This is a genomic window from Enhygromyxa salina, from assembly GCF_002994635.1.
Taxonomy (GTDB): domain Bacteria; phylum Myxococcota_A; class Polyangia; order Nannocystales; family Nannocystaceae; genus Plesiocystis; species Plesiocystis salina_B.
Window position 1 is genome coordinate 13,062 of record NZ_PVNL01000035.1, and the last position, 14,639, is coordinate 27,700.

General features: G+C 66.3%; 13 protein-coding genes. 10 read left to right on the plus strand and 3 right to left on the minus strand.

What is annotated here, in order from left to right; translation table 11 throughout:
* Positions 1-33 precede the first annotated feature (33 nt).
* A complete protein-coding gene (locus ENSA7_RS07075; protein WP_181233357.1) occupies positions 34-339 on the plus strand; it encodes a hypothetical protein in 306 nt (101 codons plus the stop codon).
* Between the two features lie 275 nt (positions 340-614).
* On the opposite strand, the gene ENSA7_RS07080 is transcribed toward ENSA7_RS07075, so the two are convergent.
* Positions 615-1,508 carry a LysR family transcriptional regulator gene (locus ENSA7_RS07080; RefSeq protein ID WP_181233359.1) on the minus strand — a complete coding sequence of 298 codons (894 nt, stop codon included), beginning with the start codon at positions 1,506-1,508 and terminating at the stop codon, positions 615-617.
* A gap of 77 nt (positions 1,509-1,585) precedes the next feature.
* Between ENSA7_RS07080 and ENSA7_RS07085 the strand changes: the two genes are divergently transcribed.
* Genes ENSA7_RS07085 through ENSA7_RS07100 form a run of 4 tightly spaced genes read left to right on the plus strand, consistent with a single transcriptional unit; the run spans position 1,586 to position 7,842 of the window.
* Complete coding sequence (locus tag ENSA7_RS07085; protein WP_106088448.1) at positions 1,586-2,188, plus strand: hypothetical protein; 603 nt, start codon at positions 1,586-1,588, stop codon at positions 2,186-2,188.
* Positions 2,148-4,736, plus strand: coding sequence for an SAM-dependent methyltransferase (locus ENSA7_RS07090; protein WP_106088449.1), 2,589 nt, complete (start codon positions 2,148-2,150; stop codon positions 4,734-4,736). Before ENSA7_RS07085 ends, ENSA7_RS07090 begins: the two co-directional genes overlap by 41 nt.
* Positions 4,733-7,126, plus strand: coding sequence for a ligand-binding sensor domain-containing protein (locus tag ENSA7_RS43310; protein ID WP_181233363.1), 2,394 nt, complete (start codon positions 4,733-4,735; stop codon positions 7,124-7,126). The genes ENSA7_RS07090 and ENSA7_RS43310 overlap by 4 nt, the downstream gene beginning before the upstream one ends.
* A 14-nt stretch (positions 7,127-7,140) precedes the next feature.
* A complete protein-coding gene (locus ENSA7_RS07100; protein ID WP_106088450.1) occupies positions 7,141-7,842 on the plus strand; it encodes a phytanoyl-CoA dioxygenase family protein in 702 nt (233 codons plus the stop codon).
* A 204-nt stretch (positions 7,843-8,046) separates the two neighbouring features.
* Here ENSA7_RS07100 and ENSA7_RS07105 read toward each other — a convergent pair whose 3' ends face one another.
* Complete coding sequence (locus ENSA7_RS07105) at positions 8,047-8,982, minus strand: LysR substrate-binding domain-containing protein (protein ID WP_244923733.1); 936 nt, start codon at positions 8,980-8,982, stop codon at positions 8,047-8,049.
* A 115-nt stretch (positions 8,983-9,097) separates the two neighbouring features.
* On the opposite strand from ENSA7_RS07105, the gene ENSA7_RS07110 reads away from it, so the two are divergent.
* The 3 genes from ENSA7_RS07110 to ENSA7_RS07120 are packed head-to-tail and all read left to right on the plus strand — an operon-like array spanning position 9,098 to position 10,918.
* Positions 9,098-9,967 (plus strand): pirin family protein, encoded by an 870-nt coding sequence (locus tag ENSA7_RS07110; protein ID WP_106088452.1) that lies wholly within the window; start codon positions 9,098-9,100, stop codon positions 9,965-9,967.
* Between the two features lie 37 nt (positions 9,968-10,004).
* Complete coding sequence (locus ENSA7_RS07115; RefSeq protein ID WP_106088453.1) at positions 10,005-10,640, plus strand: isochorismatase family protein; 636 nt, start codon at positions 10,005-10,007, stop codon at positions 10,638-10,640.
* A gap of 32 nt (positions 10,641-10,672) precedes the next feature.
* The gene (locus ENSA7_RS07120) at positions 10,673-10,918 is read left to right on the plus strand and encodes a putative antibiotic biosynthesis monooxygenase (protein WP_244923734.1); all 246 of its coding nucleotides are present in this window, start codon (positions 10,673-10,675) and stop codon (positions 10,916-10,918) included.
* Between the two features lie 134 nt (positions 10,919-11,052).
* On the opposite strand, the gene arsH is transcribed toward ENSA7_RS07120, so the two are convergent.
* A complete protein-coding gene (arsH, locus tag ENSA7_RS07125; RefSeq protein ID WP_280523979.1) occupies positions 11,053-11,763 on the minus strand; it encodes an arsenical resistance protein ArsH in 711 nt (236 codons plus the stop codon).
* A 684-nt stretch (positions 11,764-12,447) separates the two neighbouring features.
* Between arsH and ENSA7_RS07130 the strand changes: the two genes are divergently transcribed.
* Positions 12,448-13,512: a hypothetical protein gene (locus ENSA7_RS07130; protein WP_106088454.1), complete on the plus strand. Its 1,065-nt coding sequence runs from the start codon at positions 12,448-12,450 to the stop codon at positions 13,510-13,512.
* 5 nt (positions 13,513-13,517) lie between these two features.
* Positions 13,518-14,606 (plus strand): hypothetical protein, encoded by a 1,089-nt coding sequence (locus ENSA7_RS07135; RefSeq protein WP_146157432.1) that lies wholly within the window; start codon positions 13,518-13,520, stop codon positions 14,604-14,606.
* Positions 14,607-14,639: the final 33 nt, after the last annotated feature.

Sequence of the window (14,639 nt, forward strand, 5' to 3'; positions counted from 1 at the left end):
AACCCGACGAGACTCGGCCTGCCCTTTGCTTTGTTGCTGTTCGGCTGCGACAGCGAGCTGCGGCCGTCGAGCTACATCGAGTCCACGGAGATCCTCACGATTCACCACGAGGTCGAGCTTGGTCCGCTCCACCTCGATCGTGTCGGGCCGCTGATCGCCGGCGACGCAAAGCCGATCGCGGAGGTCTTGCCCGGAGATCAACTGCGGCTCGAGGCCGTGGTTGTCGACCTCGATGGTCAACGCTTGCCAGCCCACGAACTCGAGACCCAGTGGCTGCAATGCGGTCACTGGTCTTCGGCGAAGGGGTGTCTGTGCCTTGCTTTCCGGTGCCGTCCTTGACGTCTGCGCGACAGGTCGAGGACGAGGATCTCCCCTATCCAGTGTGGGGGCGGCCGTCACCACGCGCGGTGTTCGACGCCGACCTCGACGGTCGATACGAAATGTTGTCCTTGCTTCCGTGGGGGAGCCTCGTTGATCAGGACCTGATCCGTCAGACCCTGCGCATACAGCTTTCGCTTCCGGACCATTCGTCGCTCAACTGCTGAAGACGCTCGACATGATCAACTATGGCCGGGCTCGAGCCGGCTTCGTTTAACGCTCAGCAACGGCTGAGCTCAGCGTCCTGGCGGCTGGCCGCGAAACAACCCGGCGTCGGCCTTCATCGTCGAGGTCAGAAAATCGAGGAGCGCGCGGATCCGCGGCGTCGCCCGGAGGTCACGGTGGACCGTGAGCCACAGCGTCTCGCTGGGCTCATGGGGCATCGCGACGTAGCGCAAGCTCGGCTCCGCATCGCCCAGGTAACGCGGCAAGATTGCGACCCCGGCCGATGCCCGCGCCGCGGCCACCAGCGCCGTCGACAGGGTGCTGACAAACCGCGGCACCACGCCAGGAGCGATCCGCTCGAGCCACTTCGGCTCCGCCGCGTTGGCGTCGGGGGTGCCGCTGAGGATCGCATGCTCGGCGAGCTCGCCCGCCGACCGGAGCCGGCGAAGCTTCAGGTACTCGACCGACGCGTACATGCCATAGGTGACAACCGCGACCCGGCGCAGCACCAGGCCGTCCAGCTCGGACCGGAAGGTTCGAATCGCGACCTCCGCCTCGCGCCGACTCAGATCCAGCACCTCGCCCGCTGGCAGCAATTCGATGTGCAGCCCCGGATGCAGCAGCCCAAAGCCAGCCAGGCGCTCGGCCAGGTAGTGGGTCCCCAGCGTCTCCGGCGAGGTCACGCGCACGCTGCCGACGAGGCCCTCGTGTTGTGCGTGCGCGCTGCGTTCGACGCCGAGCATCGCTTGCTCGACCGCCGCCATCGACGGCAACAGACGCTCCGCGTCGGCGGTCGCAACGTAGCCACGGGTGGTGCGGGTAAACAGCCGCACGCCGAGGGCGGCCTCGGCCGCGTCGACGCGCCGCCCGACCGTGGTGTGGTCCACACCGAGGGCCTTGGCGGCCCCCAGCAGCGAGCCAGCCTTGGAGACGGCGAGCACGAAGCGGACGTCGTCCCAGTTCATGCTGTGCATATTTGCACAGCCGATGGGCAACATCGAGTGTTCTCGCCCAACGGGTTCACGCCTACAACAGCGTCACCATGCACACCGCCACGACACCCCTACGCTCCCTCGCACCGCTGGCCTTCGTCGCTGCGGCGGCGCTGTCTCCCCTCCTCGGCTGCGACGCCGAGGACTTCGCGGTCGAGGATCAGGACACCGAAGCGGTCGACCTGGGCGAGCCCGACCTGCGCGAGCCCGCCGGGGAGGAGCCCGAGCCCGCCGCGACCCAGCTCGTGACGCTTCGGCTCGACACGCGCGACGGCGTGAGTGCGCTGGGCTGGTCTCTCGCCAGCCAGGCGCTGGTGCCGGAGGCGGCGGCGAACCTCAGCATCGCCAGCTCGGACTGCGGCGCTCGTGGGCGGTGGGTGCAGCTGCAGAGCCGCGACATGATGTTGTGTGAACTCGGCACCCACGCGGACGAGTCGGATCCAACGGACTGTGCCTGGTTGACCTCGGTCGAGATCGGAGGCTCGGACGCAGAGCCCGAATTCGGCAGCCGGTTCCTCGCCATGCGCGATGGCGTGATCGTGGCGCGCCTGACCCTGGTCGACCGCACGACGCTGGCGGACAATTGGTACATGCTGCCGATCACCCCGTTTGATGTCGTGCTCGACGTGGAGCTGCTGCCTGACCCAGAGTGATAGCGAAACCAGGCCTTGGCGAGGCCAGGCCTGTCGGTCAGGTCTCGCCCGCGCGGGCCCGGTTCGCACGCGCGTCGAGCATGGCCGTCGCCCCTGGCGAGACAAGCGACACGCCTCGGGCTCCCGAGAGCGCCGAAACGAGCGATCACGTGCAAGCCTCGAGCTTGTGTCGCGGGGCCATGAAGCCCTCGATTTTTTTGGATCGGTACACAGATCGCGGCGCACAAACGACCCGAGGAGATACACTTTGCCACCACAATTTCGACCGCCCATCACGGTCTCTCGCCATCCCGAGCGGGCAGACGAGGCTCCCGCCGCCGCTCGATACCCGACCCGCGATCAGTCGATCGCAGCCTGGCGCACCCTCGCGCGGGACATTGCCTCGGCGCCTCTGCCCAGTCACGAGACGCCCGCGGCCTCGCGCGCGCGCGATCGAGCGACTGGTTCTCTCGTCGTGCTCGGCTCGGGCATCGCTAGCGTGGGCTTCACGCGCGACGCAGAGGCGTCGATACGCGCCGCAGACAGGGTCTTCTTCTGCGTGGCCGATCCGGCCACCGTGGTCTGGATCCGCAAGCTGCGGCCCGACGCTCACGACCTCTACGTGTTCTACGACGAAGGCAAGCCTCGCTACCACACCTACGTGCAGATGAGCGAGGCGGTGCTCCACCCGGTACGCCAGGGCGAAAAAGTGGTGGTCATCTACTACGGGCACCCGGGCATCTTCGTGCTCTCGACCCACCGAGCCATCGAGATCGCCCGCCGGGAAGGTCACCGCGCCGTGATGAAAGCGGGGATCTCGGCGCTGGACTGCCTGTGCGCGGACCTCGGCGTGGACCCCTGCCATCCGGGCATGATGACCCACGAAGCCACCGATCTGCTGATTCGGCAGCGGGATCCCGACCCAGGCTTGCATGTCGTGCTCTGGCAAGTCGGGCTGATCGGCAAGATGGGCTTTCGCCGCCGAGGCTTCGTCAACGACAAATTTCAGATCTTCGCGGAGTATCTCCAGTCGTTCTACGGCGAAGACTACGAGATCACGCACTATATCGCGGCTCGCTACCCGACCCTCGAGCCCACCGTCGAAGTCTACGCGCTCTCGGAATTGCTCGATCCTGCGGTCCAGCTCCGCATCACGGGTCTGTCGACCTTCTACATTCCACCGAAACACGCCACGCCCACCGACGTCGACATGGCCACGCGGCTCGAGCTGATCAAGCCCGGTCAGACCCTGCGGCCCGCGTCTGCGACTCGCCGCATCGCCGACTACGGCGAGCGCGAGCTCCGGGCAATTCGGGAATTCGCCAGCTTCGAGGTCCCGATGGACTACCAGCACCAGCCCCTGAGTCGAGCCAGCGAGTTCCTCATCGAATTGACGGACAACCCCGAGCTCCACGATCGCTACCGCGACGACCCGGAGGCGGCCGTCGAGTCCTTCGCGGGGCTCTCGGCCCGCGAGCGCGCCGCCTTGCTCGCGCGTGACGAGGGCGCGATCCAGATCGCGGCCAAGGGCTCGAGGCTGGTCTCCTCTCCCCACGACTCGTTCATCACCTCGGTGTTGCGCAGCGGGGCGCTCGCGCGCGATCTCCAGCAGACGATCAAGATCGGGCTGCGCGAGGATCGGCTGCCCGCCAGCGTCGACCAGTGGATGCGCGAGCGGGGCTACGCGGTCAGGCCGAAGATGCTCCCGGCGTCGATCGCTGCGGTCAACGCGACCTTGCTCTTGCCCTGGACGGGGGCCTACTACTGCGTCGAGCACGATCTGCTCGTCGCGATCCTCGGCGATCCGGCGACGCGCGCCAGCCTGATCTACGTCAACGACGAGCGCATCCGACAGCCGACCTTCTACAACGGCGCGCTCGCCTGGCAGGCGAGCGAGGGGAACCCGCACTCGGGCCTGTTGCGCGTCCGGCCGGGCTCGCTGCGCAAGGGCCCGCGCGAGCTGGCGGGCGTCATTCTCCACGACGGGGGCGAGCGCGTCGAGCTGAAGGCGCGAGACATGGTCGAGCTGCCCGTCTCGGCCCCGCGTCAGGGCGAGCTCGCGCGCTTCGCCACGACCTACACCGTTCGCGGTCTCTCCGAGGCCACCGCGGAGCTCGCGACGCTGCGCCTCGACGCGGGCGGGCTGGTCCTCGGCGAGACCGCCATCGACGGCGTCGAGTTCGAGGCCGACGCGCTCCGGTGGGCGACAGGCTCGCCCCCCCTCGCCCACGGCAACCTGCGCTTCCTCGTCGACCCGTTTACCAAGATGCGATTCTTTTTTGGTCGCGTCGGCGACGAAGACGATCTAACCGGTCGCTGCAACTACTTCGGGCACGCGCAGGCGGAGCCTGGATCCGCCTGCGGCGACGCGCCTGCGGGGGTGTCCGCGCGCGCGTGGGCAGGCCTGCGCGCGCTCAGTGAGACCGCGCTGCGCGAGCATCATCCGCCGTTTTGGCACGAGTGGCAGAAGGTCCGATTCACCACCCAGGTCATCAATCGATCTTTGGCCAGCATCATCCCGCTCCTCTCCATCCAATCCACGAACACCACGACCGAGGTCACACCATGAGCACCAAGAAAAAGCCCGACCACCAGCTCCCGAGCAGCCTGTCTCCAGGGTTTGGAAAGGGCCTCGATCTCCCCATCAACATCGACGTCGACATCGACGTCGACATTGACGTGGACATCGACGTGGACGTGGACGTGGACATCGACGTGGACGTGGACGTGGACGTCGACGTGTTCGCGGTCATCGACGTCGACATCGACATCGACGTGGACATCGACGTCGACATCGACGTGGACGTGGACGTCGACACCGACATCGACACCGACGTCGAGGTCCCCCAAGCCTCGTGGAAGGAGCTTGAGGACAAGCTCGTCAACTATCTGAAGAAGGCGGCCTGGGACAAGCTCGAGGAGTACGCCAAGGGCAAGGCGGTCGAGTACGGCAAGACGTACCTCGGCAAGCTGTTCAAGAAGATGGGCATGCCCGATCAGCTCGCCGACAGCCTTGCGAGCACCGCGTTTGGCACCGCCGCGCTGCTCAACTACATGTCGAGCGACGAGCAGAAGATCAGCGACCTCGCGGGCATCCTCGAGGACTGGACCAAAGATCAGACCGACATCTGGGCGCCCACGCTCAAGGAGCAGCAGGCGGTGCTGCTCGCGGGCCTGACCCTGCCATCGCTACAATTCGGCAACGGCGATATCCCCGACGGCTTCACCCAGGACTCGATGAACGAGCTCATCAATTACCTGGCGACCAACGCGACCTCGGACGCGGACGTCTACAGCCGCATGAACTCCCGGATCAGCAGCGATCCCGGCGGTGTCGGAAGCCTGCCCAAGGGCCTGGTCCTCAGCGCCCTGCTGCACGCCGTGGGCAAACGCCAGCATCAGTTCCGGGTCATGGGACGAAATTGGAGCAGCGTCTCTCACATGGTCGTGTACGGGGACAAGTTCTATGTCGTCGACAGCCACCTCTACGAAGTCGATCCCAAAAATAGCAATCAGGAGGATTGGAAGCTCCTCAACGGTCACTGGTCGGGCACCCAGGCCATGGCCGTGCTGACCAGCGGAGACAACTCGGAGTGGAAGGACTACCTGTGGCTGATTCAGGATGGCGGTCTTTGGCGTGCCGAGCCAGGCACGGGGGACTGTGTCAAGTTCAGCACCTATGCACTACCGGTCGGGATTCTCGCGACCGGCGGGCACATCTATGGGTTCGACGGCAGCGGCCTGTGGCGATACGATCAGGATCCCAACAACTCGACCAATCTGGTGACCAGCTTCGAGCTCGGCTTTAAGGGTTGGCTACCGCCGATTATCGCCACGGCGTTCAAGGACCACATCTACGCCTCGAACACCGATACCATCGATGGGATCAAGCAGGGCGGCCACATCCTGAAGATTCATCGAGACGCCAAGGAGAGCGAGAACTGGGACTCGCTCGGCGGCGCGTGGTGGTCGTCCAAGGCCCTCACCGCGATCCAGGGCTCGCTCTATCTCCTCGACGGCGACGGCATCTGGGCCATCGATCCAGACGACGGCAGCTGGTTTCGGGTCGGCACCCTCGACTGGTCCGGCGCCGAGACCATGGTCGCGTACAAGCAGATGCTCTACGTGGTCAAGGGCGACCTCCACGAGGTCGAGCCCCACGCCGGTCGCTGGGAGCGACTCGGTGACGAGGCGTGGCAGTCGACGAGCTCGATCACGACGCTCGCCCTCGATCGTGGCTCGACCGACCTTCCAGACTCGGTCAACCGCCAGCTCTACATCGCCCAGGGCGAGCACCTGTATCGGGTCGATCCCGGCAGCGGGGAGCGGACCTCGATCTCCGGAGAACACCTGTGGCTGGGGGCGCAGATCGCAGCCATGAACACAGGTGACGACGGCGTGCGGGGCTTCCTCTACGGCGTATACCTCGACAACCTCTACCGCATCGACCCCACCACCGGGGACCGCCACAAGCTCTCCATCACCTGGACCGGGACCACCGCGATCACGACCTGCAACGGCAAGCTCTACATCACCAAGGGCGCTCAGCTCTTCGAGGTCGACCCCACCAACGGCAAGCGGACCTCGCTGGGCACGAACAAGCTCGCCTACACCTACGTCAAGGCGATGACGGCCTACAAGGGCAAGCTCTACCTGATTCGGCATGCGCTCCTGGGGCATGAGATGTGGGAGATCGACCCTTCGGACGGCACTATCAACCACAACTTCTGCATCGCTGGGGGCCACATCAACAACATGACGGTCATGAAGTCCGCGCTCTACTGCGTCATCGACGGGGTCCTGAACAAGATCGATCCGCACTCGCCCAATCAGCTCGCCATCGCCTCGCGCAACGGGGGCACCAGCGCCCTGTTGACGACCTTCAACGATCGTCTCTACGTGATCCCCACGGGGATCGGTAGCAAGGGAGGCCTGTGGATCGCGCACGCACACTACTGAGCGAGCGAGGCCCGATGGCCAGCATTCGCGACATCGAAGGCTGGGACGGGGCGATGTCTTCGGCCAAGCTCATCCGCTACGAGCCGGCGCAGTTTCCGTTTGAGAAGGTGTTTTGCAGGATGTTCCGCATGCGTGACGTCAGCCGGCTGCACCGCGCCGTGCTGGCCAAGAAGCGGACGCGGCTCGGACCCGAGGCCGAGCTCGGCTACCGAGACAGCAAGGCCATGCGCGACTGGATGGCCTCCCAGGCCGCCGACTCGGCCTTCTATCCGATCTACCACGCGTTCGTGCGCCTGGTGCTCGCGCCCTTCTTCGGCGGCAAGCTTTCGTATCCGCAGCGTCCACGGTTTCGGGTCCACCTCGCCAGGGGTCCGGGCGTGAGCGACTGGCACCGCGACACGGACATCACGGGTCGCTTCGATCAGATCGCGGCCTGGATCCCGATGGTGGACTGCCGCGGGACCCGGAGCATGTGGGTGGAGAGCGACTACGGCAAGGCGGACCATCGGCCTGTGGAGGTGCGCCACGGCGAGGTCCTCGTGTTCGACAGCGGGCTCAGCCACGGGACGGTGGCCAACGAGAGTGACGTCACCCGGGTCGGCTTCGACTTGCGCTTTGCGCCGCTCCCCGCCGGAGCAGGGGTCGACCGAGGGATCCTCGCGCGCCGTCCCGAGGGGTTCGAGGCCGATCGAGTCGTGGTGAACTGCCGCTGCTGAGGCGCGACACGTGCCGAGGGTCTCGGCGTCAGTCAGGGCTTCACCAAGCGCATCGCACTCCTCGACGATGAAGTCGGGCAAGCCGCCAGATTGGTCGGCTCGCTCGAGGAAGGCCGGCCAGTGCTGCTCGATGAGCTGGTACAGCAGCATCTCGTCGGGCCGGTGACGCTGCTGGCTGTCTCGGCGCGAAACCCCGAGGAGGGGCTACTCGAACTCCACGAAGCGCGGTAGCTCGCGGCGCAGGTGTTCGGCGAGGGCCTCGACGGCCGGCAGCCGCCCGTGGCGCGAAGGCATGATCATGCTCAGCTGGGCGTCGCCGGCGACCCAGCCCGGCAGCACGCGGACGAGGCGGCCGTCCTCGACGTCGTCGCGGCAGACGTAGCCAGGCAGCGCGGCGACGCCCAGCCCTGCAGCGGCGGCCTGCTTGAGCGTCGACATGTCGTCGCTGCACAGGCGTGGCCGAAAGGGGATCGTCACGCGCACGTCGTCGGGTCCGCGCAGCGACCACTGGCCGAGCTCGGGCTTCCAGCCGACCTTGAGTCCCTGGTGAGCGTCGAGGTCGTCGGGGCTCGCGGGCCACCCGTTGCGGTCGAGGTAGGCCCGGCCAGCGAACAGAAACCAAGGCGTCCGCGCGACGCGACGCTGGACGAAGCTCGAGTCGGGGAGCGGGCCTGCGTGGCCGCGGATCGCGATGTCGATGCCTGCCTCCAGCAGGTCGACCGACTGGTTCGTCACGTTTTGGATCACGTCGACCTTGGGGTTGTGGGACAGGAAGTCGGCAATGAGATCGACGAGCGCGAACTGGGCCATGCCCACGGAGCACGACAGCCGAACCTGACCCGAGAGAGTGTTGGTCTGGCGCTTGACCTCGGTCTCCGCCGCTTCGACATCGTCGAGGGCGGCGCGGGCGTGGCGATAGAAAACGTCGCCGATCTCCGTGACGGCGAACTGCCGCGAGGTTCGCTGGATGAGGCGCACGCCGAGCCGATCTTCGAGTTGCTGAACGTGGCGGCTGAGCCGTGACTTGGGCACGCCGAGGGCCTGGCCGGCGGCCGTGAAGCCGCGCTTCTCCACGACGTGGACGAAATACAAATAGCTATTGAGATCCATGGGACCCGTGCGCTTTTGGCTGGCGCTCATTGTTCCGCATTCAGGACGATATGTTCTGTCTGTGCCCGTTGTCCAGGATTTCGTTCTGAATATGATGCCAATGCCTCGGGTGAGGCACCCGCCACTCACAGCCACAGGAGGGCATATGCACATCAATCATCACATTCGCGCGGAACGCGTCGTTGCGACGGCCCCCATCCGCGGCCGGCAGGTCCGAATCGGGACCGGGTTCTCGGCGCTGAGCTTCGACCACACGCAGTTCGACGGGCTGATGGACCCACTCGTGATGGTGGACCACTTCACGATGAGCGAGCCGACCTTCGGTCCGCACCCGCACGCCGGGATGTCGGCGGTCTCGGTGCTGTTCGAGGACAGCCAGGGTCAGTTCCACAACCGCGACTCCCTCGGCAACGACCTCGATCTCGGGCCCGGGGATCTGTACTGGCTCAAGGCCGGGCGCGGTGCCGTTCACGACGAGCGTCCGCGCGCCGGCGCCCAGACCCACGCGCTCCAGATCTTCGTCAACCTCCCGGCGGCGGCGAAGCGCGACGCCCCCGACGCGCTGCATGTCCCCGCGGCGCGGATGCCCGAGCTGCGCGGCCCCGGCTACCGCGTCCGTGTGGTTCTCGGGGACAGCAACGGCGTGTCCGGGTACGCGTCGCCGGCCCTACCGCTGACAATCCTCGACGCCCAGCTCGAGCCCACGGGCGCCTACGTCCACGAGCTCCCCGCGGACTTCGACGCGTGGATCCACGCCGTGGGCGGAGGTGTGGAGCTCGCGGTGGGCGGCGCGGTCACGGTCCTCGCCGAGGGGGACGCCATCGCCGTGCGCAGCCAGGCCGAGGCCGCGGCGCTCGAGCTGCGCAGCGAGGCCGGCGCCCACGTCGTGCTGCTGCAGGGGCAGCCGATCCGCGAGCGCATCGTCCAGCGCGGCCCCTTCGTCATGAACACGCGCGAGGAGCTCGCTGCGGTCGCGGCCGCCCACGCCGCCGGCGAGCTCGGCTCCATCGACTGACCAACCCCAACCCCAACCAACCCACAGGAGAACCATCATGACCATCAAGCCCTTCAACCCCGAGCCCCTGACCCAAGACAACGCCGCGCTCGTGCTCGTCGATCACCAGGTCGGCCTGATCACCGGGATCCGCGACTACTCCGTGGCGGAGCTCAAGCACAACGTCATAGGCCTCGCCCGCGCTGCCAAGGCTCTCGGCTTGCCGATCGTGGCGACGACGACCTCCGCCGACACGCTCTGGGGTCCAGCCCTCCCCGAGCTCGTCGGAGCCCTCCCGGGCCAGGATTTCATCGACCGGACCACCGTCAACGCCTGGGACGACCCACGCGTGGCCGCGGCCATCGAGGCCACAGGTCGCAAGAAGCTGATCTTCGCCGGCGTCTCGCTCGAGGTCTGCGCCGCGTTCCCGGCCATGCGCGCCGTCCGAGAGGGATACGAGGCCTACGTCGCCGCCGACGCGAGCGGGACCTTCACCCCGACCAAGCGCGAGACCGGCATCCTGCGACTCCTGCAAAGCGGGGTCGTGGTGGCCGACGGCGCGAGCCTGATGGTCGAGATCCTCGGCGACAACGCCCGGCCCGTGGCCGGGGAGGTCTACGGGGCCCTCGACATGGACTGGGCGACCCTCGTCGGCCAGGTCCGCAGCGCGGCCTTCGAGCAGGCCTCGGCCTGATCGCCCAACCCACGATCGACGGGAGCAGAGCCATGGCCAGGATTCAGCTCGAGACTCGAGCCCAATCGTGCCCCGCGCCTCCGCGCTACAAGCGAGCGCTGCTGACCTTCCTGGGTCTGCTCGCGCCGGTCTATTTCATTCCACCAGCGTTGACGGCCCGGCTTCCCGGGCACCCCTTCGCCGTCGTCGCGCTGGCGGTGGCGAGCATCGTCATCTTGATGACCTACCTGATCATGCCCACGTTGCAACGGATGTTTGCCCCCTGGCTGCGCACCTAGTTAGCTAGCGGCCCGTGCTGCATTGCATCGCGGCTGCTCGGAGCCAACCATCATCCATGGCAGCTGTACCGGGCGTACTCGGCGAAACGGCCAAGCGAGGTGTCGTGAGGCATGGTTGTCGGGCTCGGGCCCGCTCAGACGCCGAGGCCCTTGGTCAAGGCGCCTTGGACTCGCAGCTGCTTTTGCTCGCTGTAGCGGGTGCTGAGGGCTGGCACCCGGTCGCGCAGCAGCAGCGTCACGCGAAACAGCTCCTCGAGCACATCGACGACGCGGTCGCGAAACGCTGAGGGCTTCATGCGCCCGTCGTCGTCGAACTCCTGCCAGGCCTTGGCGACCGAGCTCTGGTTGGGGATCGTGAACATGCGCATCCATCGGCCGAGGATGCGTAGTTGGTTGACGGCGTTGAAGGACTGCGAGCCGCCGCAGACCTGCATGACCGCGAGCACCCGACCTTGGGATGGGCGCACCGCACCATCGGAGAGCGGGATCCAGTCGATCTGATTCTTGAAGGCCGCGGCCACGCTGCCGTGCTGCTCGGGCGAGATCCAAACATGGGCCTCGGACCACTGCGAGAGCTCGCGCAGCTCGACAACCTTGGGGTGATCGTTGGAGCTGCGATCAAACACCGGCAGGCCATGTGGATCGTAGAGGCGGACCTCGGCACCAAACGTCGTCAGCACACGCTCACACTCGAGCGCGAGCTTGCGGCTGAAGCTGACGTCGCGCAGGGATCCGTAGAGGACCAAGACCCGCGGCGGGTGGTTCGAGGCCGGGCGCTCGAGCTGCTCGAGCACGCTGTGCACGCTGTGTTGAGGGAGGTCGTGTTCGATCGTGTCCGCAGCCACTGCCCGCAAACTATCAGGGCCCGCGCGCCTAGGCGACGCGTCTGCTTGCAGGTCTCCTCGGCGAGCTCGAGCGGAGGCCGGTGTGGCTCGGGCTCGGGCTCGGCAAACGGCTCGAGCAGCCGGTCGTGCCCAGCCGCGATCGTCAGCGACTCGAGCGCCTATGTCGCTACGTCGCTCGGGCGACGGGTGGTGTCAGCACTGCGCGGCGCCGCGATCGTTGCCGCTGCCCACGCGTGAACGCGCGAGCGGGAGCGGGTGGCGTGTCGGGGCCCGCATAGATCGAGCGGGTAGTGCTGGAGAGGGGGGAGTCGGGCCAGAAATCGATGACACGAAATCGTTGCCACGAACGCAGCCGGATCGTTCGAGCAGACCACGCGCGATGACCACTCACGCTCACGCCAATCTCCACTGGGCATTCCTCGCTGCTCCGCTCGCCGCGCTAGCGATCGCGGGCTGCAAAGACCCGGACACCGAGGATCCAAATGCGGAAAAGTGCACTCCACTCGAGGGCGAGGGCGAGAAGTGTCCCCCGACCGAGGCGACCGCTGGGGACGAGACCGGGGGGCTGGAATCCGGATCGGGCGAGACCGGCGACGGCGCGCCCAGCGAAATGGCATCCGACGACTGCTACCACAACGTCATCGGCGCGAGCGATGTCGGTATCCAGTACCATGCGCTGGAGAGTTGCACACTAGCCTCGATTTCTCGCTCGGGGGTAAATCGTGCGTCGACCTGCTCGGGGCTGGGTGGTGCGAGCAGAACAACTACTTCCACGAGAACGCTCAACCCTACGCCGCGGCCGAAGTCATCGCGTGCTGCGGCGAGTTCGACTATCAGCATGCAGATAAGTACAAGAGGTTTTGCGCATACGACATGTATCAGCAGATCTGCATCACGCTCGCGGAGCGCCTGCAAGCCGGCGTCAACGACGGTTCGTTCGGCATGTTCGCCAAGAAGGTCGCGCCGATCCAAGTGTGGATCACCCAAAACTACGATGCGTGCTTCGACAGCTTGTTGGCCAACAATTCAGCGCAGCTGCCACAGGTGGTGTCGCACTGGACGCTGGGTGACTTCGGCGACGTGCACGGGCTCGTCCTGAACGTCACGGCCCCCACCAAGATCGACGGCGTGTCCTTGCCGAAAGACGAGAGCGAATGGATCTCGTGCATCAATGCGCAGGGCAACAACGACCAGATCTTCGAAGAGGGCCACACCCCCAACGGCGGCGTCTTCGTGGGTGTCGATCTCGCCGTCCCCCTCGACGCTGATCTGGTCGGTCCGCCGTTCCTCTGGGGGCCGGTCACGGCGTCGGCGAGCTTTGATGCGCAGTGCGGTCCTCGTGGTTGTCCGGCTGCGGCCTTCTCCCATGACCTCAATGGCACCGGGTTCACCCTCGAAGAGTTCGACGTGTTCGAGGACGACGCCGTGGTGATCACCAACGGCTTTGCGTCGCTGGTCGCCGATCGGGTTCAAGTGCGTCTGTGGAGGCAGGCACTCGGGTACAAAGTGGTCGACCCTACCGACGGGCGAGTTGTGGGCTATGAGATCCCAGCAGGGGCCGCGCAGTTCGTGGTCTCCGGTGTCAACGCCGCCGAAGGATCCAACCGCTTCATGGCCGCCAACTCGACCGATATGTGGATCACCGATGACCACGGATCATGGGGCATCGATGGTTTTGACGTCGAGTTCGTGGACGGCGGCGGAAGTTCGTGGACGATCACGTTCAAGGACAGCCGATGGGACGATTGAGCGCGATGGGTGTGGCGGGAGCCGTCGTGCTCTCGCTCGGCGGCAGCGCGTGCGTGGAGGAGCCTCACGAACCGAACTGGCTGTTCCAGGGCAAGTGGATTGACATTGACGGTCGCGACCGCAGCGCGGACGAGACCTGCGGGGGGACCTTCGCGTACGTCGACGCCTACGCGGGTGCGCTCGCGGTGGAGTTCGGCGTCACAGGGCACCTCGGCCCATATCGGTGGTACTCACCCGAACAGTACGCCGCTGAGCTCCCGTGCGACGACGCCGTCGCGTGCTATTCACCGAGTGCCCAGTGCATCCATTCGCGGCAACTCCCAGACATCCATGAGGTCGTCCATATGGCGGCGTTCGCAGCGGTGCGTTGCCCCGATGTCCTCGGTGAAGGCTTGGCCGAGTTCTACGACAGCGGGGCGGGTCTCGACGCGCAGACCAGGAACCTCGATCTGTTGGCCGCGCTCTTGGACGCTCCCTCCTTCCCCCGGGGTTCCGACGAGTATGGGATCGTCGGCCGCTTCGCGGCCTACCTCGTGGAGCACTTTGGGGTGGAAGCGGTGCTCGATGTCTGTCGGATCACGGATCGATTCCCAGACGGCCCTGCCCTGGCCGCGGCCTTCAAGTCCGTGCTCGGCATGACGACGAAGGAGCTACTCGCGGACTTCGAGCTCGAGCTCGGACCATCCTGCAACCGCTTCAGGAACTATCAGTCGCGCGTGTTCGCGTGCGGGGCAGCACAGGCGGCCCCCGACCTTGGCCTCGTCAGCGTCGACGGCGAGCACGCGATCGAGGAGACCTTCACGCTGGACTGTGCGAACGACATCATGATCGGCCCGCTGGACGACAAGATGTGGCTCACCCGACGTTTCGACATTGACGCGGACGAAATCTATGTCCTGGGGATGTGGGGCGAAGACGGCGCGGAGATACCTGGGGTCGAGCTGACCCTGGTGAAGTGTGAGCCGTGCGCGAAGGTGTTGTCGGGGCCAGGCCCGTTCATCGGTCCAATGGACTTGGACGCGGGTCGGTACGCACTGGAGTTGCACGCGCCCGCTGACTTTCGCGGGCGTGTCACCGTGGTGGTCAAGCACTGAGGTGTGCCAGCGAGTGAGTCGCTGCCCGGGCGG